General features: G+C 51.2%; 23 protein-coding genes. 13 read left to right on the top strand and 10 right to left on the bottom strand.

All coding sequences use genetic code 11. The annotated features are described in order from the left end of the window. Positions 1-53 precede the first annotated feature (53 nt). On the top strand, positions 54-299 hold the full coding sequence (gene rpsT, locus GWC94_RS15815; RefSeq protein WP_161836231.1) for a 30S ribosomal protein S20: 246 nt from the start codon (positions 54-56) through the stop codon (positions 297-299). A gap of 60 nt (positions 300-359) precedes the next feature. Here rpsT and GWC94_RS15810 read toward each other — a convergent pair whose 3' ends face one another. The 3 genes from GWC94_RS15810 to GWC94_RS15800 form a co-directional block, all read right to left on the bottom strand. Further along, positions 360-1,715, bottom strand: coding sequence for a HAMP domain-containing sensor histidine kinase (locus GWC94_RS15810; RefSeq protein WP_161836229.1), 1,356 nt, complete (start codon positions 1,713-1,715; stop codon positions 360-362). Continuing rightward, on the bottom strand, positions 1,712-2,413 hold the full coding sequence (locus GWC94_RS15805) for a response regulator transcription factor (protein ID WP_161836227.1): 702 nt from the start codon (positions 2,411-2,413) through the stop codon (positions 1,712-1,714). Before GWC94_RS15805 ends, GWC94_RS15810 begins: the two co-directional genes overlap by 4 nt. A 61-nt stretch (positions 2,414-2,474) precedes the next feature. Further along, complete coding sequence (locus GWC94_RS15800) at positions 2,475-3,200, bottom strand: head GIN domain-containing protein (RefSeq protein WP_161836225.1); 726 nt, start codon at positions 3,198-3,200, stop codon at positions 2,475-2,477. Positions 3,201-3,316: 116 nt separating this feature from the next. Here GWC94_RS15800 and guaA point away from each other — a divergent pair, with 116 nt between their 5' ends. From guaA to GWC94_RS15770, 6 genes are all read left to right on the top strand, one after another. Next, complete coding sequence (gene guaA, locus GWC94_RS15795) at positions 3,317-4,852, top strand: glutamine-hydrolyzing GMP synthase (RefSeq protein ID WP_161836223.1); 1,536 nt, start codon at positions 3,317-3,319, stop codon at positions 4,850-4,852. Between the two features lie 114 nt (positions 4,853-4,966). Then, positions 4,967-6,127 carry an ABC transporter substrate-binding protein gene (locus GWC94_RS15790; RefSeq protein WP_161836221.1) on the top strand — a complete coding sequence of 387 codons (1,161 nt, stop codon included), beginning with the start codon at positions 4,967-4,969 and terminating at the stop codon, positions 6,125-6,127. Between the two features lie 95 nt (positions 6,128-6,222). Beyond that, positions 6,223-6,648: a VOC family protein gene (locus GWC94_RS15785; protein WP_161836219.1), complete on the top strand. Its 426-nt coding sequence runs from the start codon at positions 6,223-6,225 to the stop codon at positions 6,646-6,648. Positions 6,649-6,768: 120 nt separating this feature from the next. Beyond that, positions 6,769-9,237, top strand: a complete 2,469-nt coding sequence (locus tag GWC94_RS15780) for a ligase-associated DNA damage response DEXH box helicase (RefSeq protein WP_161836217.1) — start codon at positions 6,769-6,771, stop codon at positions 9,235-9,237. A gap of 173 nt (positions 9,238-9,410) precedes the next feature. Further along, positions 9,411-10,061, top strand: coding sequence for a ligase-associated DNA damage response endonuclease PdeM (gene pdeM, locus GWC94_RS15775; protein WP_161836215.1), 651 nt, complete (start codon positions 9,411-9,413; stop codon positions 10,059-10,061). A 30-nt stretch (positions 10,062-10,091) separates the two neighbouring features. Beyond that, complete coding sequence (locus GWC94_RS15770; protein ID WP_161836213.1) at positions 10,092-10,991, top strand: histone deacetylase family protein; 900 nt, start codon at positions 10,092-10,094, stop codon at positions 10,989-10,991. 45 nt (positions 10,992-11,036) lie between these two features. Here GWC94_RS15770 and GWC94_RS15765 read toward each other — a convergent pair whose 3' ends face one another. Further along, on the bottom strand, positions 11,037-11,789 hold the full coding sequence (locus GWC94_RS15765; protein WP_161836211.1) for a LexA family transcriptional regulator: 753 nt from the start codon (positions 11,787-11,789) through the stop codon (positions 11,037-11,039). Positions 11,790-11,907: 118 nt separating this feature from the next. Here GWC94_RS15765 and GWC94_RS15760 point away from each other — a divergent pair, with 118 nt between their 5' ends. The 3 genes from GWC94_RS15760 (at position 11,908) to GWC94_RS15750 (ending at position 14,863) form a co-directional block, all read left to right on the top strand. Beyond that, on the top strand, positions 11,908-13,554 hold the full coding sequence (locus GWC94_RS15760; RefSeq protein WP_161836209.1) for a M14 family metallopeptidase: 1,647 nt from the start codon (positions 11,908-11,910) through the stop codon (positions 13,552-13,554). Between the two features lie 197 nt (positions 13,555-13,751). Beyond that, positions 13,752-14,570, top strand: a complete 819-nt coding sequence (surE, locus tag GWC94_RS15755) for a 5'/3'-nucleotidase SurE (protein WP_161836207.1) — start codon at positions 13,752-13,754, stop codon at positions 14,568-14,570. Beyond that, positions 14,570-14,863: a hypothetical protein gene (locus GWC94_RS15750; RefSeq protein ID WP_161836205.1), complete on the top strand. Its 294-nt coding sequence runs from the start codon at positions 14,570-14,572 to the stop codon at positions 14,861-14,863. The genes surE and GWC94_RS15750 overlap by 1 nt, the downstream gene beginning before the upstream one ends. Before the next feature lie 169 nt (positions 14,864-15,032). Here GWC94_RS15750 and GWC94_RS15745 read toward each other — a convergent pair whose 3' ends face one another. From GWC94_RS15745 to GWC94_RS15735, 3 genes are all read right to left on the bottom strand, one after another. Beyond that, entirely contained in the window at positions 15,033-15,953 is a 921-nt protein-coding gene (locus GWC94_RS15745) for an N-acetylmuramoyl-L-alanine amidase family protein (RefSeq protein WP_161836203.1), read from the bottom strand. Between the two features lie 173 nt (positions 15,954-16,126). Next, the gene (locus GWC94_RS15740) at positions 16,127-18,742 is read right to left on the bottom strand and encodes an N-acetylmuramoyl-L-alanine amidase (protein ID WP_161836201.1); all 2,616 of its coding nucleotides are present in this window, start codon (positions 18,740-18,742) and stop codon (positions 16,127-16,129) included. Positions 18,743-18,748: 6 nt separating this feature from the next. Next, a complete protein-coding gene (locus GWC94_RS15735; RefSeq protein WP_161836199.1) occupies positions 18,749-19,111 on the bottom strand; it encodes a BlaI/MecI/CopY family transcriptional regulator in 363 nt (120 codons plus the stop codon). 199 nt (positions 19,112-19,310) lie between these two features. Between GWC94_RS15735 and lpxB the strand changes: the two genes are divergently transcribed. Next, the gene (lpxB, locus tag GWC94_RS15730) at positions 19,311-20,438 is read left to right on the top strand and encodes a lipid-A-disaccharide synthase (RefSeq protein WP_161836197.1); all 1,128 of its coding nucleotides are present in this window, start codon (positions 19,311-19,313) and stop codon (positions 20,436-20,438) included. Between the two features lie 71 nt (positions 20,439-20,509). On the opposite strand, the gene GWC94_RS15725 is transcribed toward lpxB, so the two are convergent. Together GWC94_RS15725 and metX are read right to left on the bottom strand one after the other, a co-directional pair. After that, a complete protein-coding gene (locus GWC94_RS15725; RefSeq protein WP_161836195.1) occupies positions 20,510-20,695 on the bottom strand; it encodes a DUF6728 family protein in 186 nt (61 codons plus the stop codon). A 128-nt stretch (positions 20,696-20,823) separates the two neighbouring features. Further along, positions 20,824-21,846, bottom strand: a complete 1,023-nt coding sequence (gene metX, locus GWC94_RS15720) for a homoserine O-acetyltransferase MetX (RefSeq protein ID WP_161836193.1) — start codon at positions 21,844-21,846, stop codon at positions 20,824-20,826. Positions 21,847-21,911: 65 nt separating this feature from the next. Here metX and GWC94_RS15715 point away from each other — a divergent pair, with 65 nt between their 5' ends. Then, a complete protein-coding gene (locus GWC94_RS15715) occupies positions 21,912-22,331 on the top strand; it encodes an OsmC family protein (RefSeq protein ID WP_161836191.1) in 420 nt (139 codons plus the stop codon). 111 nt (positions 22,332-22,442) lie between these two features. Continuing rightward, positions 22,443-23,624 (top strand): trans-sulfuration enzyme family protein, encoded by a 1,182-nt coding sequence (locus GWC94_RS15710; protein ID WP_161836189.1) that lies wholly within the window; start codon positions 22,443-22,445, stop codon positions 23,622-23,624. 171 nt (positions 23,625-23,795) lie between these two features. Here GWC94_RS15710 and GWC94_RS15705 read toward each other — a convergent pair whose 3' ends face one another. Beyond that, entirely contained in the window at positions 23,796-24,182 is a 387-nt protein-coding gene (locus GWC94_RS15705; protein WP_161836187.1) for a cupin domain-containing protein, read from the bottom strand. Between the last annotated feature and the right edge of the window lie 66 nt (positions 24,183-24,248).

Here is a 24,248-nt window from a genome sequence, read left to right as displayed (position 1 = left end):
ATTTCCCGGTTTCAGCATTTGCCCTTACCTTTGCCGTCCTGAAAAAATAGAACATGGCAAATCACGCAGCTACCAAAAAAGACGTAAGACAAGCTACCAAACGTCGCGAACGCAACCGCTACTACGGAAAAACCACCCGTAACGCTATCCGCGATCTGAAAGCTTCCGAGAAGAAAGAATACGGCGAAAACCTGCCTGATGTGGTATCTATGATCGATAAGCTGGCCAAACGCGGTATCATCCATAAGAACAAAGCCGCTAACCTGAAAAGCAAGCTGGCTAAGAAAGCTAACGCCTAATTTCAACTTAAGAAATTGAAAATCAATCCCGTCAACGACGGGATTTTTTTATTCCCACCATCAGGGGACTGCCTTGGACAGGGTAATGCTGAAACGGTTCACGTCATTACCGACGGCGGTGTACTGTAACCTGCCCTTCATCAGCAGCACGATGCGGTTTACCACCGACAGTCCCAGCCCGTAGCCCTTGGTCTTCAATGCATTGGAGCCCCTGAAAAAAGGTTCCGTGATATGGGGTTTTTCATCGGCAGGCAGCTGGGTACCGCGGTTGTCGAAATGAACCAGGATGGTGTTACCCACAAATTCGATCAGTACATCTACCTTATTGTCTATCGAATACATCGAGCCGTTCTTCAGTATGTTCAGGAAGGCCGAGCGCAGCAGGCTTTCTTCGGCCTTAACCAGGAAATCGTCGGGGTTATCGGGGACGGAGGCAAAATTCATGTTAACTTCCAATCTCGGGAAGAATTTGCCGGCCCGGCTGATGGTATCATACAGCACTTCGTCGATACGGAGCAGCGACCATCCCTTCGTAAACGCATTGTCGTCTGACAAAGACAGCAGCAGCAGCGAACTGGTGAGTTCTATCAGGTTCTGCTGTTCTTCCTTTAACGACAGCAGTACCTGTTTGTATTCGGCCTCCGACAGGTCTTTCGACAGCGCCGATTCCGTTTCCGACAGCATGGTTGCCAGCGGTGTGCGGAATTCGTGCGAAGCATGGAACACGAATGTTTTCTGGAACTCGGAGAGCTGGTTGATCCTGTCGAGCATGCCATTGACACTCCTGGCCATATCATTGGCGATATCCTGCTGGGTGCTTACCGGCAGTTTTTCCGAATGATGGCGCAGGTAGATACCCTGCATGCTTTTTGCCAGGCGCCGGAACGGCGCGAAGAAAGTCTGCGAGAAGAAAAAAGAACACAAGGCAGCAAAGAGAATACCCACCGTTACCAATACCACCAGCGCCGGTATCAGGTCGGATTGCCTGCCCAGGCCGGCATCGTCGTACCCGCCGCTGATAAGCACATGCTGTGTTGCGTTATTGACCAGTCCCAGGTATTCATTACCGTCATCCGCTTCCCATATATATTCTTTTGCGCTGCGGATCTTTTCGAGGATGGCCGGGCCGGGAATATACCTCTCGCCGGCGGGATAGGCATACAGCACCATGCCTTTTTGATCGATGATGGTTGCCTTGGGGTTAACCACAGGGCCGGTGATTGCGGGGGTAACCGCACTGTCGCCAAAGCGGGCGGCCCCGGCTTTTTCGTATACCGGCAGATGGGCTCTCAGCTGATCTGAAAAATCAATGCGCCTGCGCGCGTTGGCGATGCCGTAGATGGCGATTGAAAAGGCAATAAGGATAGCAGCAATGAACAAACTGAACCAAACCGTAAATCGGAGTTTCAGGTTCATTCGACGCCTGTTTCCTTGATATAATACCCGAAGCCGGGTTTTGTGTGGATAAGCTTCTGGCCAAACGGTTTATCGATCTTGTTGCGAAGAAAACTGATATACACTTCGATGGTATTGGTACCGGTATCGAAACTGAGATCCCATACTTTTTCGAGGATCTCCTGTTTGGAGATCACCCTTTCCTTGTTCCTGGCAAGCAATACCAGCAGGGTGAATTCTTTGGCAGTGAGGTTGATGTTGACACCGTTGCGGACAACGCTTTTATTCCTGAAATCGATGGTCATATCCCCTATCACGATCACCTCCGGTTCCACCGGAACTTCCGCGCGTTTGAGGAACACTTTCACCCTGGCAAACAGCTCTACAAAATGAAAGGGTTTTACGATATAGTCGTCGGCGCCTATATTAAAAGCTTCCACCTTATCGTGTATCTCGCCGGCCGCCGTAAGCATAATGATGGGGATGCTCTTGTTCGCCTCCCTGAACTCCCGGCAGAGCACGTAGCCGTTTTTATAAGGCAGGTTGATATCCAGCAATACCAGTGAATAGCTGTTCTCGCCGAACAGCTTGGACGCCTGCAGTCCGTCGGCCGCCAGGTCGGTAAGGTACCCGTGCCGGTTTAGTTCGTTTGCTATTACCGGACCAAGTTTTTCTTCGTCTTCTACCAGCAGTATTTTGTACTGATTGTTGTTAGCCATTGCCTTTCGCTGATTTTGGGGCCTGTTGCATGACCCGGTACATCGTCTGCAAACTTATGAATTATTGTATCTTTTTGATTTCGCCGCTGCCCACCACATGCTGCTTCACGCTGGCAGCGCCTTTGTAATAAACCGAACCGGCGCCTGCGATGCTTACATCGAGCGATACATCGGCAAATACGCGCACATCGCCCTGACCCGCAATGGAAACTTTGGTTTCTTCTGCCTTGAGTTCCTCGGCTTTGTAATCGCCGCTGCCCGCAATACGGATATTTTGTTTTTCGGTTTCGCCTTTCAGCGCCATATTGCCGCTGCCGGATATTTCGGCAGACAGCTCGGGGGTATTGATATCGAGGCTAAGGTCTCCGCTGCCCAGGATTTTCAGGGTAAGTTTATCTCCGCCGCTGAACTTATTGGTTCCGGTTACATTGCCGCTGCCGGCCAGCTGAAATGCGGTGAGCCTGGGGGTGGTAATATATATCTTCATATTGTGCTCGCTGGACAGGCTGGTATGATCCCTGGTTCCGATATGCAGTTCGCCGTTTTCCTCCCGGATAACGATATAGGGCAGCAGGTTTTCATCGGCCTCTATTTTAACCGCCGTAGCCGCGCCCTGTGTAAGTTCCACATCGAACCCACCGGATACCCTGATCCGTTCGGCATGTGCCACCTGGCGGTCTTCGGTTTCCAGTTGCCCGTTTCCTTTTATGGTATGGAAACTTTTTACGAAATCGCAGGAAGTGATCAGCAGCGGGCAGACCAGCGCCGCGAGCAGCATTTTTCTCATACAGAGGTTTTAGGATCGGGAAATTAATAAAAACATTTTTCACATAGGTACTCTTCTGTTGATTTCTTGTTATTCGCTCATTTTTCGCGGCTGAAAAATTGGTTTACCTTCGCGCCATGACAGAAAGAATACTTATCCTCGATTTCGGGAGCCAGTTCACCCAGCTGATCGCCCGCGCCATCAGGGAAGCCAATGTTTACTGCGAGATCATCCCTTTTCAGAAAGCTTTTGAAATTGACGACTCGCTGAAAGGCATCATTTTAAGCGGTTCTCCCTTCAGCGTAAACGAAGAACATGCGCCTTCTGTCGACATAGCCGCCATGGTGAAAAAAGTTCCGGTTCTGGGCATCTGCTACGGGGCCCAGCTTACCGCCAAATGTTTTGGCGGACGGGTAGACAAGTCCAATAAACGGGAATACGGCCGCGCAAAACTGCAGCTGAAAAAAGAAGATACCCTGCTCAACGGCATCACCAACGACTCGCAGGTGTGGATGAGCCATAGCGATTCGATCACCCTGTTGCCGGAGGGTTTTGAAATACTGGCCACCACCGAAAGCATCCCCGTGGCCGGCTTCCGCAAAACGGGCACCGACACCTGCTCGCTGTACGGTATCCAGTTTCACCCCGAAGTATACCATTCCACACAGGGCAAACAGCTGCTGTTCAATTTCCTCACCAGCATCTGCGGCTGCAGCCAGAACTGGACGCCCGCTTCTTTTGTGAATGAAACCGTTGCCAGGCTCAAACAACAGATCGGCGACAGCCATGTGATCATGGCGCTGAGCGGTGGTGTTGACAGCACCGTTGCCGCCACCCTGATCAGCAAAGCCATCGGCGACAGGCTACACGGCATTTTTGTAGACAACGGCGTGCTGCGCAGGAACGAATTTGAACAGGTGCTGGAAACCTACCATTCCATCGGTCTGAACGTAAAAGGCATCGATGCACGCCAGCGTTTTTACAGCGAGCTGAAAGGAAAGACCGATCCCGAGGAGAAAAGAAAAACCATCGGCAAACTGTTCATCGATGTGTTCCAGGAAGAAGCCAACCAGGTAAGCGGCGTACAGTTTCTTGGCCAGGGCACGATCTATCCCGATGTGATCGAAAGTGTAAGCGTACACGGCCCCTCACAAACCATCAAATCGCATCATAATGTGGGCGGCCTCCCCGAAAAAATGCATCTCTCCCTGGTAGAGCCCCTTCGTTTCCTGTTCAAGGATGAAGTGCGAAGGGTGGGTCTCGAGCTGGGTATACCCGCAGATATGATCAACCGCCATCCGTTTCCCGGACCGGGACTGGCCATCAGGATACTGGGTGAGGTGACAGAGGAAAAAGTGCAGCTGTTACAGGCCGCAGACGATATCTATATCACCGGGCTGAAAGACCGCGATCTGTACAACTCGGTATGGCAGGCGGGTACCATCCTCCTTCCGGTGAAAAGCGTGGGCGTTATGGGCGATGAACGCACGTATGAATACACCGTAGCGCTGCGTGCCGTGACTTCGGTAGACGGTATGACGGCCGACTGGGCGCATCTTCCCTACGAATTCCTGGCTGATATTTCCAACGAGATCATCAACAATGTACGGGGCATTAACCGCGTGGTGTACGATATCAGCAGTAAGCCGCCGGCTACCATCGAGTGGGAATAGGTTATTACCCCAGCCGGTTACCGACGCAAAAATAGCTCACAGCCGCCGAACAACTGCGGGCCGGGAATTCTCCCGCGCGGGCATGTATTTTGTATCTTGCAGTAAAACCCTTCTATGCGGCTGAATGGTTTACTGGTGATGCTTGTGCTTGCATTTTCCGTACCTGCTTTTGCGCAGGGCGACAGCAGCAGGCCGTTAAGAGTGGCTGTCTTTGCCCCTGTTTACCTGGATTCTGCCTTCAATGGATACGATTATAAGCTGGGTAATGCCAACCTGCCCAAATACATGCTGCCGGGTCTCGATTTCTACCATGGCGTGATGATGGCGATCGATTCGCTGAATACGGAAAAGACAGACCTGGAGATATCGGTATACGACAGCAAAAGCAGGGAAGCCTCTGCAAGCTGGCTGAACACCGACCCCGATCTGGCGGGCGTATCGCTGATCATCGCCGCTTTCAATACACGCAGCGAGGTAAAACCCCTTGCAGATTATGCACTGGCGCATAAGATACCGCTGATCTCGGCCACTTACCCAAACGATGCAGGTGTAATCGCCAATCCCTATTTCATCATGCTCAACCCGCGCATCAGTTCACATATCGATGCGATTCACAAATACCTACAGCGGAACTTCCCTACCGACAATATCCTGCTGTTCAGGAAAAAAGGCAGCCTGGAAGACCTGATACTGTACCTGCTTACAGACCTGAACAGGAAAACCGCCGGCACCCCGGTGAAACTGAAACCGGTATTGCTTTCCGATACGGCTTCCGCAACCACCATCGCCAGGCATCTCGACAGTACCAGACAGAATATCGTGCTTTGCGGAACACTGAATGAAACCTTCGGTATGAACCTGGCCAGAGGCATCGCCGATGCAAACCTGCCCGCCACGGTTATCGGCATGCCCACCTGGGACGGCTTTGCAGGGATCGGCAAGGCGATCGATATGATCTATTCAACCCCCTACAACCTGACACGCACCGATAAACTGAGCAGGGATCTCGATGCCAGGTACCGCGCCAGGTACGGCAGCAGACCGGGCGATATGTTTTACAAGGGTTTCGAAAGCCTGTATCATTTCACCAGGCTGGCGGTCAAATACCCCGACAACCTGATGGCACATATATCGGATTACGAATTCAAACTGTTCAATGAATTCGATATCCAGCCGGTGAAGGCAAAGACCGACAGCCAGGTAACCGATTTCCTGGAGAATAAAAAGATTTACTTTATCAGGAAAACAGACAATAAGCTGCGGTCAGTGGACTGAATACCGCAGGTACGGGAGCTGTATTTCCCCACCGTTTTGTTTATTCCGGGTAAACCCAGCGCGCAGTTTTGTGTTATCAACAAATAAAAAACAACATGACAAACCAGATCTATCCCTGTCTTTGGTTCGACGGACAGGCACAGGAGGCAGCAAAATTCTACTGCAGTATTTTCAGCGATGCTAAGATCACCGCGGATAACCAGATGGTGGTGCTATTTGAGATCAACGGAAAGAAATTCATGGGACTGAACGGCGGCCCGCATTTCAAATTCAACGAAGCGGTTTCTTTCGTGATCGAATGTGAAACACAGGAGGAGATCGACCGTTACTGGAATGCACTTACGGCAGACGGCGGACAGGAAAGCAACTGCGGCTGGCTGAAGGACAAGTTCGGTGTTTCCTGGCAGGTGGTGCCCACCATACTGTCGAAACTGATGAGCGACCCGGCAAGGGCGCAAAGGGTAATGAATGCCTTTATGCAGATGAAGAAATTTGATATCAGTGCGCTCGAGAACGCCTGATGCACGGATAATTTTAACGCAGCTTTCTTCGCCATTAAATCGGGCGAAGACGGTCTGTAAATTTTGTCTGTACTTTCGTAATTTGGTTGCTTATTCCTGTTCAGCAGAAGAGATACACCAGTGAGGCTTCAGAAAAGTTACGGATACCAACGAATCACCGAATGGCTGACCCAAAAAGGGTTTACGGCATTTTCCTTCCAGGAAGAAACATGGCAGCATATTACCGACGGAGAAAGCGGGCTGGTAAATGCGCCCACAGGCTGCGGAAAAACCTATTCCGTTTTTCTCGGTGCACTGATACAGTTCATTGATGCACACCCCCAGGACTATCAACGGCAGAAGAACAAGGGGCTGCAGTTATTGTGGATCACACCCCTGCGCGCGCTGGCCAAAGACATCGGCAGGGCCATGGAAGAAGCGATCGGCGAACTGGGAATGCAGTGGAAAGTGGGCATCCGCAACGGCGATACGGATATTGCAGAAAGACAGCGGCAGAAGCGACAGATGCCCGAGGTACTGATCATCACTCCCGAAAGCCTGCATTTATTACTTGCACAGAAAGGTTATCCCGATGTATTCCAGTCGTTGCGCATCATAGCGGCCGACGAATGGCATGAGCTCATGGGCAGCAAACGCGGCGTGCAGGTAGAACTGGCGCTGAGCCGTATCATTCACTGCCAGACCGCCCGCAAAGCGGGTATCTGGGGTATCAGCGCCACCATCGGCAACCTCGAAGAAGCCAGGGAAGTACTGCTGGCTTCCCTGCAAACAACAGGCCGCAGCGTAAAAGCCGAGATACACAAACCGATCGTAGTTGAATCCATCATCCCCGAAGAGATCGAACAGTTTCCCTGGTCGGGGCACCTGGGTATCCGGCTGGCGCATCGTCTTGTACCGATCATAAAAAAAAGCCGCACTACGCTGGTGTTCATCAATACCAGGGGAATGAGCGAGCGCTGGTACCAGGTATTGCTTGATGTGGCGCCGCAGTTTGCAGGCGCAATTGCGCTGCATCATGGCAGCATCGAACAGGAGCTGCGTTTGTGGGTGGAGGAATCCCTGCATACCGAAAAACTGAAAGCGGTGGTAACCACATCAAGTCTTGATCTTGGCGTGGATTTCAGACCGGTGGATACGGTGATACAGGTAGGATCTCCCAAAGGCGTGGCGCGTTTCCTGCAGCGCGCAGGCAGAAGCGGGCACCGGCCGGGAGAAACCAGCAAGATCTATTTCCTGCCAACACATTCACTCGAACTGCTTGAAGTGGCTGCATTGAAACAGGCCATCGAAACAGGCTCTGTCGAAAGCAGGCAGCCGCAGGTATTGTGTTTTGATGTGCTGCTGCAGTTCCTCTGCACACTCGCCATCAGCGAAGGGTTCCGCGAAGAAACCCTGTTTGCCGAAATAAAGACCACCCACTGCTATGCCGAGATGACCAGGGATGAATGGGAAGAAATCCTCAGCCACCTCACCCAGGGCGGAAAAGCACTGCAGCAATATGATGAATACAAAAAAGTGGAGCCCGAGAACGGTGTTTACCGCATCAGGAACCGGCGGATAGCCATGCGGCACCGGATGCATATCGGCACCATCGTAAGCGATGCCATGCTGAAAGTAAAACTCATGGGCGGCGGCTACATTGGGGTGATAGAAGAATGGTTTATCAGCCGGCTGGAACCGGGTGATGTATTCACGATCGCCGGAAGAAATGTGGAACTGGTGATGATCAAAGACATGTCGGTAATGGTGCGTAAATCCAATTCCAAAAAATCGATCGTTCCGTCCTGGATGGGCGGACGCATGAGTCTTACCGCCAACCTGGGTTATATACTGCGGCTTACCTTCAACAAGGCGCTGGTTGACGAAAGTGAGATCGAACTCAAAAGCCTGCATCCTTTATTTGAACTGCAGCAGCAGCTATCGCATATACCGCGTGCCAGCGAATTACTGGTGGAACAGATCGAAACAAAAGAGGGTTTTCACCTGCTGGTATATCCCTTCGAAGGCAGGCAGGTGCACGAAGCCATGAGCGCCATCCTCGCCTACCGCATCGGCCAGATCACCCCCATCACCTTTTCCATTTCGATGAACGATTACGGCTTCGAGCTGCTAAGCGATCAGCCCATACCCGTAGACGACAGCAATGTACGGGAACTGTTCACCGCAGACAACCTGCTGCCCGATATACAGAAAAGCATGAACAGCACCGAGATGGCCAGGAGAAAATTCAGGGATATCGCTGTGATCGGTGGACTGATCTTCCAGGGAATGCCCGGCGAAAAAAAGAAGGCCAGGCACCTGCAGTCATCCGCCTCCCTGCTGTTCAAAGTGTTTGAAGAATACGATCCCAAAAATATCCTGCTCAGACAGGCTTTCCATGAAGTGCTTACGCAGCAGATGGATGAGGAACGTTTGCGGAATGCACTGGCCAGGATAGCACAGAGCGATATCATACTGCGTTTTCCCAAACAGCTTACGCCGCTCTCCTTCCCCATCGTGGTAGACGGCCTCAGCCGGGTTAACCTGTCAACGGAAAAACTCGAAGACCGTATCAAAAAAATGCAGGCACAGCTTACGCGTTCGTCGTGATCGTTGACGATACCGGAAGCTTCTCACAGACGACCCATCTGTGTTAACCTGCCTGCCGGCAGGTCTTTTGATCCTCGCCTGAAAAGTTCAGGCGGACAGTTGCGGCAACAAAAAAATGACAAAGTTTTACCCAACAGCTGTTTCCTCAGCAATCTCCCGGTAAATTTGCGTCCATGCATTCCCTTATCAAACACGCCATCCACGAGCAGACTTTCTGGTTATCGCCGCAGCGTTGTATTTATTGGGAAGAGCAATCCGCATTGATCCTCTCCGATCTGCATCTCGGCAAAACAGGCCATTTCCGGAAACACGGCATCGCCGTTCCCCAAAAAGTATTTACGGAAGACCTGCAACGCCTTGTTGACCAGATCAGCTACTTCAAACCCAGGCAGGTGATCGCAGTGGGTGATCTTTTTCACAGCCATGCCAACAGGGAACTGGATCTTTTCCTGAAATGGCGGAGCGATTTTGCCTCCGTGGATTTTATCCTGGTAAAAGGCAATCATGATATACTTGAGGATGAGTGGTATGCCAATGCGGGTATCAAAGTACACCACGGCCAGTGGCAGTTGGGAAATATCCATTTTGTACACGATCCCTCCGATATGCAGGAAGAGGCCACCTATGTTTTTGCAGGACATCTTCATCCCGGTGTATATTTCAGCGGCATGGGAAAGCAGAGCCTGCGGTTCCCCTGTTTTCATTTCAGCAGCAACCATGCGGTGCTTCCTGCCTTCAGCAAATTCAGCGGGTTATCGGGCATACGCGCCAAAAAGAGCGATGCTGTTTTTGCGATCGTTGACGGCAAACTGATGAGCGTGTAAACGGAATTACCAGTCCAACCAGACCCTGCTATGCTGAAGATCGCTTTCTCGCCCATCTACGCACATCCGCTTCCCGAAGGGCATCGTTTTCCGATGCTGAAATATGAATTGATACCCGGTCAGCTGCTGCACGAAGGAACCATCACCAACGAAAACCTGTTTGAACCCTATGCCTGTCCGGAAGAAACTTTGTTACTCACGCATGAAAAAGAATACATCGACAAACTGCTTCAACAAACATTAAGCCCGTCTGAACAGCGCAGGATCGGCTTCCCGCAGTCGCTCGCACTCACACAAAGAGAGCTGGTGATCACACAGGGCACGATCGATTGCTGCGGTTATGCAAAAGCACATGGCGTTTCGCTGAATGTGGCGGGCGGCACCCACCATGCCTTCCGCAACCGGGGCGAAGGATTTTGTCTGCTGAACGATATGGCCGTTGCAGCCAACCGGCTCCTGCAACAGGAACAGGCAAGGCAGATCCTGGTCATAGACCTGGATGTACACCAGGGTAACGGCACCGCGCATATTTTTGAGAACGATCCCCGCGTGTTTACTTTCAGCATGCATGGCGGGCACAATTATCCTTTCCATAAGGAAAATTCCGATCTGGACATACCCCTGGCAGATGGTATGGATGATGCCACCTACCTGGGCATTCTCTCGGAAACCCTGCCGCACCTGGTGAGAACCGTAAAACCCGATCATGCTTTTTTCCTGTCGGGAGTGGATATTCTTTCCACCGACAGGTTCGGGAAACTTGCCATCAGCCTGCAGGGCTGTAAAGAAAGAGACAGACTGGTGTTTGCAACACTGCAGCAGAACAATATCCCTGTTACTGTGGCGATGGGCGGTGGCTATTCGGCCGATATACGCATCATCACCGAAGCGCATTGCAACACTTTCCGCCTGGCAAAAGACCTGTATTAAACAACAAAGCGGCCCGAAGACCGCTCTGTTTATCCAACCGGATACTCAATTCATTTTTTTCCGAAGACTGCTCACCTGCTCCTGCAGGTTGTTGACCATGCCTGCCAGCTGGTTCACATCCCAGCGCGGGGTGGCATTTGCCTTCTGCATAATATACACCGCTTTCCATACCTCGATCACATCCTCTGCATTTACATTATAGGGTTCGTACTGCGGGTTATCGCTGATCAGGGTGATCTTGTTCTTGAGGCGGTTGTTCTTCATCAGGCGTTTGTATACCACGCCTTCGTTTTTCGACAGTACCACATAGGTATTGCTGTTCTTCACGTCTTCGAGGTCTTCCACTTTTTCACCAACGATCACGCTGCCGCTGGGTGTGGGCAGCATACTGTCTCCAACGATCTCGAATGCACGGTACTGGCCGGGCCCCAGCATAGGGAGCGTAAAGGTGTTCAGCTCGTCGATAAACTCGGGATCTCCGTAGCCCGCCAGGTAACCTGCCGCCGCTTTTACGGGTACAAAACGGATCTCAACCACATCGGCACTCATCTTTAGCTGTCTGCGCCTGTCGAGATAAGAGGCACCCCTGGTCTCCGTGAGGTCTTTGAACAGGAAATCCTCGAGACTTAATTTGAAGATGCCGCAGATGGCCTCCATTACCTCGAGCCTGGGCTCCGCACGCTCTTCTTCATAAGCGCCAACCAGGGATCTTTTGATCTTTAGTTTGTTTGCGAATTCTTCCTGCGTCCAGCCGCGCAGCTTGCGCAGATAGCGTAGATTTTTTCCGGCATTTGACATAACTAATCCGTTTAGCAGGCAATTTACTAAACATTTTAGTAATTCCAAATTTTTTACCGATTTTTTTTTATCCCGTCTATACCGATAGCGTACATTCCCCTTTTCAATCCTCCGCATTATGAGATATTTTATCGCCTGCCTATGGGTGTTTTTTTCGGTTTTTGCTGCGGATGCCCAGCAGACAGCCTGGCCCGAAAGCCTGATGATCACTCCCGAAAAATCGAATTTTGAAAAAACATCCGGCTATGCGGATCTGATGCAGTTTCTCGGTACCATTGGCCCGATGAGCCGGAACATGTACGTTGGCTCTATCGGCAAAAGCACCGGCGGCAAAGACATCCCCATGGTGGTATTGTCAAGACCGCTGGTGAAAACACCCGCCGAAGCAAGAGCCAGCGGTAAACCCGTGGTGTATATCCAGGGCAATATCCACGGCGGCGAGGTGGAAGGCAAGGAAGTGACCATGATGCTGATCCGCGATATACTGCTGGGCAAACGCGGCTACCTGCTCGATAACCAGGTTATCCTTTTTGTGCCGATCTACAATACCGATGGCAACGATAAAATGGGAAAGAATACACGCCCCACCCAGGAAGGCAGTCCTGCCGAAGCAGGCGAACGCGAGAACGGCCAGGGGCTGGACCTCAACCGCGACGGTATCAAAATGGAGGCGCCTGAAACCGAGGGACTGATCCGCAACCTTATTACGGCATGGGATCCGCAGGTAAGTATGGACCTGCATACCACCAACGGCACCTGGCATGGCTATTCCCTTACCTGGGCGCCCAGCTACCTGTATGCAGGCGAGCCGGCAACCTACCGTTATACCAACGATGTATTGCTGCCCTCGGTAACAAAGATCGCGAAGGAAAAATACGGGTTGTTCATGGGTCCGTTCGGAGATTTCAATACGCGCGAAGGATGGCCGCTGAAAAATTTTTATACCTATAACCACCATCCGCGTTACTTTATCAACCAGTATGGTCTGCGCAACCGCATGGCCATACTCAGCGAAGCTTTTGCACACGAGCGTTTTTACCAGCGCATCAACAGTACCTATGCCTTCACGCTTGAGGTACTGGAACATTGCAACAAACACGCCAGGGAGATCGTTCAAATCAACCGGGATGCGGAACAGGCTGCCATCAGAAACATACTGACCCATGCAGGCCGGGTAAAAAAAGGCGTCCGTTTTAAAATGGTGCCCGCTGCAAAAAAACTGAACCGTTTCCGCACTTACGATTATACACCCTTCACCAGGTTCAACGGCAGCACAGGCTATGTAAAAACGGGGCGTATCGTTACCTATGACAGTGTGGCCTATTACGGCGAATTCAAAGACACGGTGCAGGCAACCTTGCCAAGAGGATATATCATTCCCGCATCCATGGCCAATATTGCGGAGCACCTGAGAAAACAGGGTGCAACGGTCACCGAACTCACGGCAGACGAATCCTATACCGGCGAGGTCTTCCTCGTGGAAAAATTCAGCAAAGCCCCGCGCAAATTCGAGGGACATAATATGGCTTCCGCAGAAGGAAAATTTGTTCCCGCCAAAAGGCTGTTCCGCAAAGGCGATTTTAAGATCGACCTGGCGCAGCCCCTGGCCAACCTGATCTTCTATACACTGGAACCGCAGTCAGACGATGGCCTGCTGGTATGGAATTTCTTTGACAGCTACCTCGAACAGAACGGCGTGGCCGGCAAACCCGTAGAATTCCCCGTGTTCAAATATTTCCCCGCAAGACGGAAGACGATCGATTAGTGGATTAGGGATTACGGATTAGCGGATTCGGACCGACGTTGTTTTTTATGGGGCTTGCAGGACCGGACGGGCTATGTTTCGCGGAGAAAAAAAACATCCCTGATCCATACTCTTTAATTTACTAATCCATAATCCGATAATCCGCAAATCCGCTAATCCATAATCCGCTAATCCTCCAGAGGTCGTATCTTGCATGTATGCCGAAAAAGAAAGCAGCTGCCAAAACGCAGCCGAAAAACCATAAGCGGAAAAAGCCCATTATTCTTGTCACCAACGACGATGGTGTTGCAGCTCCCGGTATACGCGCCCTGGTGGAAGCGGTAGCGGGTCTTGGAAAAGTGATCGTGGTGGCACCCGATAAGCCACAGAGCGGGATGGGACATGCCATCACCATCGGTCACCCGCTGCGCATGCAGAAAGTGAACCTGTTCGATGATGTGGAAGCCTACAGCTGCAGCGGCACGCCGGTGGATTGTGTTAAGCTGGCTGTGGACAAGATCATTCACGATAAACCAACGATCTGCATCAGCGGTATCAACCATGGCGCCAATCATTCGATCAACGTGATCTATTCAGGCACCATGTCGGCCGCGCTCGAAGCCGCAATAGAAAGCATTCCCAGTATCGGTTTCAGCCTGCTCGATCTCAGCATCGAGGCAGATTTCACTGCTGCAAAAAAATACGCGCGCACCATTGTTGAACAGGTATTGAATGATGTGGACCTGGACAAACATCTCTGCCTGAACGTAAACTTTCCGAAGGGTTCCGAAAAAATGATCAAGGGTATCAGGGTCTGCCGCCAGGCCTATGCCAAATACGAAGAGGAATTTGATGAAAGAAAAGACCCGCACGGCAGGCGTTACTACTGGCTCACAGGCGAGTTCCTGAATTTTGACAGGGGAAAGGATACCGATGTATGGGCGCTGGAGAACCAGTATGTAAGCGTGGTGCCCGTGCAGTTCGACCTTACGCACTACGAACTCAAAAAGAAACTCGAAACCAACTGGACATTCTGATGCTGAAGAAAGATACGCTTCCGCTTGGCCTGGCACTCGGTTTTTTATCACCGGTACTCGGGCTGGCCGCCTACTACCTGCTGCGTTTCCGGCTGTTCTCCGTAAAGGAGTTCCTTACCCTGATCATGATGCAGAAATCGCTGTTATCGGGCATTGTAAGTTTCTGTCTTGTCGCCAACGCCATCGTATTCACCATCTACATCAACAAACACAAAGACAACACCGCAAAAGGAATCTTCATCGCAACCTGCATCTATGCCCTGGCAGCGCTGGCGCTGAAATGGTTTGCATAGGTATGAACCCCGACATGTGAAATGAGAACCCGAATTGAGTAGTGAATTGTAATAGTACGCGGCAACTGGTAAGCAGGCGTTTTCCGCCTCATCATTATTACATATCACCCCTCTTGCTCATTCCCCCTCCGATCGCCATTCATCTGTTCCTTGCTCCTCTGTTCCTCCCTCACCTGTTCCTCCCCGGATCCGGCATCGGCGTAGGTGTACCATTGGCCTGGGCTTCGAGGGAGAATTTATAGCGTTTGAGCGCGCGTACGATTGCTTCGGCGGTTTTCTGCTGGCCGTCTTCGCTGGTGATAAACGCTTCCTCTTCGGCATTGGACAGGAAACCCACTTCCACCAGTATCGCCGGCATGGCCACGGCCTGCAGTACCCAAATACCTTTTTCGTCCCTCTGCTTGGCGCCGCGGCTCTGGCGGCCGCCCCTGATAAATTCCTCTTCCACCGTTTCCGCCAGTTTGCGGCTGCGCGATGCGAATTCGTTCTGCCGCATCGCCGCGATCATCTTCTGCGCGGGATCATCGATCTTATTATAGAGCGCAATCGTCGTATCCATAAAGTTGTTCTCGGAAAGCGCTTCTTCCTTGTCTTTGTTCTTGGCTACTCCCCAGATAAAGGTTTCCGTGCCCGAAGCGGGGTTGGGGCTTGTCCAGTACCGGTATTGCGGCACTTTTTTCTTGGTGCTTCTTCCTTTCCGTTTGACAGTCCTGGTGGTATAACCCACCACTTCCGAATGACGGATGGCATCCACATCGTTGCAATGAATGGAGATAAACAGGTTGCCTTTTGCCGCGTTGGCCTTATCGGCTTTTACATACGGACTGTTGAATTCATCCGTTGTGCGGGTCATAACCACGTCTACATCGGGTATCTCTTCACTGATCAGTTTCTGCAGCTTCAGACCGATGGCCAGCGCCACATCTTTTTCCTCCATGATCTTGCCCGAAGCGCCGTAGAACTTACCCGCCTCGGAAGCAGGACCGCCATGCCCCGGATCGATCACAATCTTTTTCAATGGTTTTTTCTGCGCTACAGCAAACATCGCCACACAACACCAGGCCAGTATCATCGTCAGTTGTTTTACCATAGGTATCCGTTCATATTTTTAGAAAACATGAATGTACGAATTACCTCTTAGTTGACGAACAGACAAAGCTGTGAAAAACTGGTAAAGAAATCCTATAATCGGGTGTACCTGATTGTACTGTTAAAGACACCCGGTAAACAGCGCGTGGTATCCGGTGAGCCGGCGAGCCACTGCTATTTTGTATAGAAGCTGATCGAAACCCTGTGCGACATATGCGTTGCCGCTCCGTTTCTTTCACCCGGTTCCCATTTGCCCGAATGGGTAATCACACGCACCGCCTCTGCCGCTGTGCCAAATCCCGGATCGTTCTCTGCCCGTATATCTCTGACGGTGCCGTCTTTCAGCACCACAAAGAATACACTGACGGTATATTTACCCCTGGGTCCGCCGTTGGCGCCAATAACGCCAGTGTTAAGATGATCGGCCAGGTAATTGGCCCATGCCGACAAACCACCCGGAAACGAAGGCGGGTTATCGTTTCTGCCGGCGAACCCCGGGTAGCCTGTTACAACCACCTGTTCTAACGGCGTTGTGGATGCCATCAGCGTACCTTTTACAGTAGCCGCAGAAATTGTGCCGCTGAAAGTGCCACCCGTGATCACACCCGATACCTTTGGCGGCGCTATATTCGTCAGGGTGGTGATTCCTTCAAGCCTGACCGGTGCACCTTCTGTTGGGTTCTTTTTGGTGATAATATCGATCACACCGTTTCTTCCTTCGCTGCCGTACCTGGCAATGGCAGCCTGGTCTTTGATGATCGATATAGAAGCGATATCGGCGGGGTCTATCTGGCTAAGACGGTTGTAATACCGAACGCCATCCACGGTGATCACCGGTTTATTGGGTTCCAGCTGCAGTTCCTCCCATGTTCTGCTCAGCCAGTGCAGGGAATCGCTGACATGTTTTGCCCTGATGTTTACCGCGGCAATCGCTGGTCTGACACCATAATCCCGAAGCACCACGCCCGTATCCAACCTTATGGAAAGCGTTTGTTTGGTACTGATCAGCACTACGCCGTTTTCGCCGGGCTTGCCATACAACGCTACGGCATCCTTGCCTTTCAGCACCTGTATGTGATCGATGTCTGCAGGAGAAACGGATGCCAGTTTCTCGTAGGCGATCTGCTGGCCGTCGACGAAGATCATCGCTTTTGAGAGACCGATCCTGGCAGGCAGTGTATCGCGCAGCAGGGCTTCTGCAGACAATGCTTCTGCCGGCTTCAGTTTATCCTGCTCGGCCGCCAGCAGATAGCCATTGATGCCGCTCAGTATCGCAGCCGCCAGTTTGCGTTGGTATGCATCCGTTTTGAGCGAGGTGAGATCCGCGGTGTTTGTCAGGAACCCTGTTTCGATCAGCACGGCGGTTGTGTTTACATTGTCAAGTATCCAGGAACCATTCTGCCGGAAACTGATCCCCAGCATTTTTTTCTGCAGTCCTCCGAGCGAACGGGTGAGGTAATTGGCCGCCGCCACACTTTTCTGGTATTCGGATGCTTTGGCTTTGTTGGGAACAAAAAGCTGCATACCAGACACAGAAGGCTTGCCCGATTTTTCGCAATGGATCGATACATACAGATCGGCCTGCACCTGGTTGACTCGGTTAACGATATCCACCGCACCCATCCTGGTGTCTTCCTCTCTGGTAAGTATGATATCGATCTTATCGCTGCTATTGAATTGCTTTACCATCCTCGCAACCGAAAGCACGATGGATGATTCGGTGGTGCCGTCTTCGGCAACGCTGCCTTTATCCTGCCCGCCATGTCCCGCATCGATCACAACCGTATACCGTTTTTCGAGATTGGCCTGGTCGATAATCGTTACTAAGTTTGCCGGTGTCTCCTCCCCTCCCTTTACCTTATTGATCACATCTTCCATCATGGTTGCCATCGACAGCGTTACATACTTTTCTTTGTTGCGGAAAGCAAACAGCACAACGACTATGGCAATGAGCGGCAACACCACCAGTCTCCGGATATAACTGAACCGCGGGTTGGTATTATTCGTCAGCATCTGCAACCTGCGTTTAATGGGTGAGAAAAAGAAAGGATTGGCCAGGCTGAACTGCTGCTGCGGGTAAGCCGCGGTAAGCAACATATTGGCCAGGGCGGCCGTATCGCCATCGGCAACCGCTTTTTTATCAGCGATGAATTCGTGGATCATCTCCATTTCCTTTCTGATCAACCAGAAAAAAGGATTGAACCATCCTGCCGCCAGCACCAGTTGCATGAATATTTTATCGACCGAGTGTTTCTGTTTTACGTGCGTAAGCTCGTGCTGCAGTATCTGCCTGCCCGCCTCGCTGCGGATATCGATCTCTTCGTTCCAGAAAATATAGCGGAAGAAGGAGAACGGTGTTCCCGCTGCCTGTGTAAGCACCAGGTATACCTCGCCCACGCTTCTGCAGGAATGCTTTTGCAACAAACGGTACAGCCTCACAAGCGCGCGGATCATTGCAAAAAGAAACGCAGCGGTAACCGTCAGATACAGTCCGCCTATCAGCAGGTTGTTGTTCCACTGAAAACCGCTTTTGCCGATGCTTTCCTCCATCGCGGAATTGTTATCTGCCAGCACCGAAAGAAACTGTATCATCCGGGCAGTGTCGATTTCGGGTGGTTTGCTCCAGCGTATCTTGATCAGCGGTACGATCCAGGCCAGCAGTGTAATAGCCAGCAGGTAAAAGCGGTTATACTGGTGAAAACGCCTGTTACGCAATACCAGCCAGTAGTACCCTACCATGATACCGCTGCATACCAGCACCTGCAGAAAATAATAAGCAATCGTAAGCATGGCGTATTATTTTTTGGTTTGTTTGATCTGCTGCAGCAGCAACTCCAGCTCCTTCACCGAAATATCTTTCTGTTTTACCATAAAGGAAACCGCGTCGCTGAACGAACCTTCAAAATAGCCGTCCACCAGCGTGCGGATGCTCCTGGAAGAATAGGCTTCTTTTGATACCACGGGATAATATTCATGCACCCTGCCGATGGGATGGATGCCCACAAAACCTTTGTCAACAAGTATCTTGATGATGGTGGCAACGGTGTTGGAATGCGGTCTCGGCTCGGGCTGTGCTTCCACGATGTCTTTCAGGAAGGCTTTCTCCAGCCGCCAGATCGTTTGCATGATCTGTTCCTCTGCTTTGGTTAAGGGTTTCATGGGGGGTGTTTTGCGTACCTTTCAAATATATAAACTAATTTTTTAGTTTGCAAACTATTTTTTTAGTATTCGGGGTTTGGCCCAAACTGGTCCCAGCTGGCTGCAGGTTGCACTGACCGGTGATTACGGAATAAACTGTTAAGCCGGAACGAAAAATTTCCCTCACCCGGATTCCCTATTCCTTGCCTATTTTGCATGCATGAAGTACTACCTCATTGCCGGTGAAGCAAGCGGCGACCTGCACGGCAGTAACCTGATCAGGGAACTGCGGCAACTGGACACCCGGGCGACCATCCGCTGCTGGGGCGGCGACCTGATGCAGGCAGCAGGCGGTGAACTGGTGAAACATTACCGTGACCTTGCCTTTATGGGTTTTGCCGAAGTGGTGAAGAACCTTCCTACGATCCTGCGCAATATCCGTTTTTGTAAAGACGATATCAGCCAATGGCAGCCCGATGCGGTGATCCTGATCGATTATCCCGGCTTCAACCTGCGCATTGCCGAATGGGCCAAACAGCAGGGATTGCGCGTGATCTTTTACATATCGCCCCAGGTATGGGCATGGAAAGAGAACCGCGTAAAAAAGATGAAACAATATATCGACAGGATGCTGTGCATACTGCCGTTTGAAAAAAAATATTACCGGGAGCGCTGGAACTGGGAGGTGGAATATGTAGGTCACCCGCTGGTGGAAGTGATCGAAAAAGCCAGGCAGCAACCGGCGCCGCCGGAGATAGATGCCCTGCCGGCAAAACCGCTGATTGCCCTGTTACCGGGCAGCCGCAAGCAGGAAATAGCAGTTAAACTGCCCATCATGCTCAGCGTGGCCGATGCGTTCCCGGATCACCAGTTCGTGGTGGCGCAGGCACCGGGACTTGACGAAAGTTTTTACGGAACTTTTTTCCAGAACAGGCACAATGTAAGCGCCGTGCATAACCAGACCTATGCCCTGCTGAACAGGGCCAGTGCCGCACTGGTTACCAGCGGAACCGCCACGCTTGAGACCGCATTGTTCGGCGTGCCCCAGGTGGTCTGTTACAAGGGAAGCAATATCAGTTACCAGATAGCCCGGCGCCTGATCAGGATCAAATACATTTCGCTCGTGAACCTGATCATGGACAGGCCCGTGGTGACAGAACTCATACAACATGAGCTTACAAAGGAAAATCTTGTGAAGGAACTGCGGGCAATTGTTTCCGACAGGGATCGTATCCAAACCCTGCAGCAGGAGTATGCCCGGCTGAAAAATCTGCTGTCGGAAGGCGGCAGGGCCTCGGCCAATGCGGCGGAGAGTATTTATGCGTTTATCAGTGAGAGGAAGGGGTAGTTTGTTGCCATTGCTCAATGGCTATATGGTTTTATTGCTGTATGGTTTGAATGATATAACCATGCAGCCATTCAGTTATTTCCTCCTAACAACGGTAATATCACCAGCTTAAAAATAATGATCAGCACCGCAACGATAAACATGATCAGGGAAATGCGGTTCATGCCGTGCATGTATTTCATCCACTGCGTACGGGGTTCGTTGGGGTCTCTTTTTTTGATGTACAGGTATTCTGCTATTTGTTTCCAGATGCCCATGGCCGATGTTTATACAAAGATACGGTGATCGGGGGTTTGGCATGGGTGGGTTTGTTGAAAGATATTGCCACAGATTTCAAAGATTTGCACTGCTTTATCTGTGGTAATCTGTGAAATCTGTGGCAATTTTATTTTTTATCCAGCCATTCTCCCAGGTGTTTATTGATCTGCCTGGCCTCGATGATAAAACCATCATGGCCATAGGCCGAGCCGATCTCTACGAGTGTACTGTCCGGCATATGTTCCGCCATAAAACGCTGTTCGTCCAGCGGGCAAAGTATATCGCTGCTGATACCCATGATCAGCACCGGCTGCCGGATAGCGCCCAGCACGGAGATCAGGTCCCCGCCCCTGCCCCTGCCGAGATGGTGACTGTCCATCGACTTGGTCAGCAGCCAGTAACTGTAGGCGTTGAATCTCTTCACCAGTTTTTCTCCCTGGTAATTGATATAGGAAGATGCTTTGAAATTATCGATCTTCTCCGGGTCGGGATCCGTCTGGCGCTCCTGGAAAGTGCCGTAATTGCGATAGGTAAGCATACCGATGGCCCTGGCAGCTTTTAATCCCCTTGCACCCGCTTCGGGCGAATGGTGGTTCCAGGTATCATCTGCCTCTATGGCCAGCCGCTGTGCGGTGTGCACGGCCACACCCCAGGCGCTTTCCGAAGGAGAGGTGGCGATCAAAAAGAGTCTCTGTATCACCGAGGGCTCCATCACACTCCATTCCAGTGCCTGGTAACCGCCCATACTGCCGCCCATCAGCAGGTAAATAGCCTCTATGCCCAGGTGCCTGCGCAGCAACCTATGCGCCTGCACCATATCACGTATCGTAACCAGCGGAAAATCCGAATAGTAGGGTTTGCCCGTTGCGGGGTTATGGCTGGTAGGTCCGGTTGACCCATAACAGGAGCCCAGGATATTGGCACAGACAATAAAATAACGCGAAGGATCGATCAGCGTATCATCGCCAACAACACCTTTCCACCAGTCGGCCGCGTCTGCATTGGCGGTGAGCGCATGACAAACCCAAATCACATTGTTCTTATCCGCATTCAATTCTCCATAAGTATGGTAGACAATACTTACAGATGGTAGTTTTTCTCCGCTTTCTAGTATAAAAGCCTGGTCTGAGTTAAAAATGTGTCTGGCCACTTTATTCCGTATTTCAGAAGCAAAATAAGGGCATGGTTAAATTACATTTGCATAAATCTTTTTACATGCCGAGGATAACGATCAAAAGAACGGATAACGCCTTTGCGTTTGAAGCGGTTGATGAGAACAGTCATAAGATTGTCATGGATGCCGCCGAATCATTTGGCGGGCACAACGGCGGCTTCCGGCCCATGCAGACACTGCTGGCCGGACTGGGCGGCTGCGGCGGTGTCGATATCATTTCCATCCTGAAGAAACAGAAGCAGGAAGTGACCGATTTCCATATGGAGATCGAAGGAGAAAGGGAACAGGGCAAGGAGCCCGCTTTATGGAAACAGGTGCATATCCTTTTCCGTTTTGCAGGCGGTATAGACGAAGACAAGGCGCGCAAAGCCTGCAGTCTTTCCCTGGATAAATATTGTTCTGTTGCCGCCACGCTCCGCGCCGCCGGCTGCACGATCACCTGGGATCTGACAATTAATTAGCGGATTGCGGATTCGTGAATAAGAACCTATTGCGCATTTTTCAAACCCCAATCCACGAATCCGGAATCCGAAAATCCATTACCCTATTCAAGAATCTTCTAACCGACTAATATGAAATCCAGACACCCAGAAACCGATGCCGTACGCATACGTGTTGAGCAAACCAATGAAATGGAGCATTCTTCCCCATTATTCCTTACAAGCAGTTTTTGCTTTGACAATGCCGAAGCTATGCGCGCCGCTTTTGCAGACGAAACGGATGATAATATTTACAGCCGCTTCAGCAATCCCAATTCCCGGGAGTTCACTGACAAGATCTGTGCACTGGAAGGCGCGGAAGCGGGTTATGTGACCGCATCGGGCATGAGCGCCATCACGGGTTCTTTTCTGGCGCTGATGAAGCAGGGTGATCACCTGCTTTCCTGCAACGCCATTTTCGGAAGCACGCATACCGTTATATCGAAATACCTCACCAAATTCGGGATCGAATACAGCTATGTAAGCGCAACCGCATCGGAAGAAGAATGGCGCGCCGCGGTAAGACCGAACACCAGGATGATCTACCTGGAAACGCCCACCAATCCCGGTTTGGATATACTGGACCTGGAAATGATCGGCAGGATTGCGAAACAGCATAACATCATTTATACCGTAGACAACTGTTTTGCCACACCTGTATCGCAGCGGCCGATCGCGTTCGGCGCCGATCTGGTTGTGCACTCCGCCACCAAATGGCTCGACGGGCAGGGCCGTGTACTGGGCGGCGCTGTTGTGGGCAGGAAGGACCTGATAAAGGATATCTACCTGTTCTGCAGAAGCACGGGGCCCGCGCTTTCTCCGTTCAATGCATGGGTTTTGAGTAAAAGCCTGGAAACCCTCGATGTGCGTATGGAACGTCATGCATCCAATGCCCTGTTTATCGCAGAATCGCTCGACAAACATCCCAAGATCAGATCTCTGCGCTACCCCTTCCTGGAGAGTCACCCGCAGTACGCCATCGCCAAAAAACAGATGCGCAACGGCGGCGGCATTGTTTGCTTTGAACTGAAAGGCGGTATCGATGCGGGAATTGCTTTTATGGACAACCTTCAAATGCTTACGCTCACCGCCAACCTCGGCGATACCCGGAGCATCGCCTCCCATCCTGCCAGTACCACACATGCAAAACTGACGGAAGCGGAAAGACAGGCGGTAAACATCACACCCGGACTGATCCGCATCAGCGTAGGACTGGAACACCGCGAAGACATCCTGCAGGACATCCTTCAGTCGCTCGATAGGGTTATGGATTAGCGGATTGTGGATTAGCGGATTAGTGGATTATGGATTAGCGGATCTTTACTTGTTTAGTGAATCTGGACCTGTAGTGGTGCCCAAAAAAAGTCATGCGGTTTGGTAACAGCTATACAGAGCAGCCGCAGAAAAATAATCCGCGAATCCATAATCCACTAATCCACTGGTCCCTCAACAAACATGATTCGTAAGGAGCACAACCGTTTCTTCGGTGGCGAGCAGGCTGTGGGTTACCTCGTGGTGCAGCATCACCAGCTGGCCTGTGCGCAGGGTGACCACTTCTTCATCTGCCGTCAGTTCCACTTCTCCCTCTACGATCTGCAGGGTTACCGTTCCGTCGATCGAATTTTCACCGATCCTTGACCCGGGATGCATGCATATCAATACCGAAGTGATGTTGTCTGTTTTGAAAAGTGTGATCCCGTTACAATCCGTTTCTTCCCATCCTCTTTCATCCATCAGCGTGTTAAGCGCGGCATTGATATCCGTGATCACATAGGGGGCATCCAGTACCCTGGCACCCCCGGGACGTTGTTCAGTGGCTTCCATAGTTTTCATAACCTGGGTTTTATAGAAATATGCAAAAAGAATGCAGGGAGAGGTGGGGAAAAAAATCTACAAGAG

It is taken from the genome of Sediminibacterium soli (assembly GCF_009939225.1).
In the GTDB taxonomy this organism is placed as follows: domain Bacteria; phylum Bacteroidota; class Bacteroidia; order Chitinophagales; family Chitinophagaceae; genus Sediminibacterium; species Sediminibacterium soli.
Note: the sequence above shows the minus strand (reverse complement) of the source record. Positions and strands in the feature narration are given on the sequence as shown.

Coding starts and splice junctions, on each gene's coding strand:
- GWC94_RS15740 (WP_161836201.1), bottom strand. CDS start 18,742: ATGCTTACGATTGCTTATTATTTTCTGCAGGTGCTGGTATGCAGCGGT.
- GWC94_RS15745 (WP_161836203.1), bottom strand. CDS start 15,953: ATGGTAAAACAACTGACGATGATACTGGCCTGGTGTTGTGTGGCGATG.
- GWC94_RS15760 (WP_161836209.1), top strand. CDS start 11,908: ATGAGATATTTTATCGCCTGCCTATGGGTGTTTTTTTCGGTTTTTGCT.
- GWC94_RS15805 (WP_161836227.1), bottom strand. CDS start 2,413: ATGGCTAACAACAATCAGTACAAAATACTGCTGGTAGAAGACGAAGAA.
- GWC94_RS15725 (WP_161836195.1), bottom strand. CDS start 20,695: ATGGGCATCTGGAAACAAATAGCAGAATACCTGTACATCAAAAAAAGA.
- guaA (WP_161836223.1), top strand. CDS start 3,317: ATGACAGAAAGAATACTTATCCTCGATTTCGGGAGCCAGTTCACCCAG.
- GWC94_RS15750 (WP_161836205.1), top strand. CDS start 14,570: ATGCTGAAGAAAGATACGCTTCCGCTTGGCCTGGCACTCGGTTTTTTA.
- GWC94_RS15770 (WP_161836213.1), top strand. CDS start 10,092: ATGCTGAAGATCGCTTTCTCGCCCATCTACGCACATCCGCTTCCCGAA.
- GWC94_RS15790 (WP_161836221.1), top strand. CDS start 4,967: ATGCGGCTGAATGGTTTACTGGTGATGCTTGTGCTTGCATTTTCCGTA.
- GWC94_RS15735 (WP_161836199.1), bottom strand. CDS start 19,111: ATGAAACCCTTAACCAAAGCAGAGGAACAGATCATGCAAACGATCTGG.
- pdeM (WP_161836215.1), top strand. CDS start 9,411: ATGCATTCCCTTATCAAACACGCCATCCACGAGCAGACTTTCTGGTTA.
- GWC94_RS15710 (WP_161836189.1), top strand. CDS start 22,443: ATGAAATCCAGACACCCAGAAACCGATGCCGTACGCATACGTGTTGAG.
- surE (WP_161836207.1), top strand. CDS start 13,752: ATGCCGAAAAAGAAAGCAGCTGCCAAAACGCAGCCGAAAAACCATAAG.
- GWC94_RS15785 (WP_161836219.1), top strand. CDS start 6,223: ATGACAAACCAGATCTATCCCTGTCTTTGGTTCGACGGACAGGCACAG.
- GWC94_RS15715 (WP_161836191.1), top strand. CDS start 21,912: ATGCCGAGGATAACGATCAAAAGAACGGATAACGCCTTTGCGTTTGAA.
- lpxB (WP_161836197.1), top strand. CDS start 19,311: ATGAAGTACTACCTCATTGCCGGTGAAGCAAGCGGCGACCTGCACGGC.
- GWC94_RS15765 (WP_161836211.1), bottom strand. CDS start 11,789: ATGTCAAATGCCGGAAAAAATCTACGCTATCTGCGCAAGCTGCGCGGC.
- GWC94_RS15810 (WP_161836229.1), bottom strand. CDS start 1,715: ATGAACCTGAAACTCCGATTTACGGTTTGGTTCAGTTTGTTCATTGCT.
- rpsT (WP_161836231.1), top strand. CDS start 54: ATGGCAAATCACGCAGCTACCAAAAAAGACGTAAGACAAGCTACCAAA.
- GWC94_RS15800 (WP_161836225.1), bottom strand. CDS start 3,200: ATGAGAAAAATGCTGCTCGCGGCGCTGGTCTGCCCGCTGCTGATCACT.
- GWC94_RS15705 (WP_161836187.1), bottom strand. CDS start 24,182: ATGAAAACTATGGAAGCCACTGAACAACGTCCCGGGGGTGCCAGGGTA.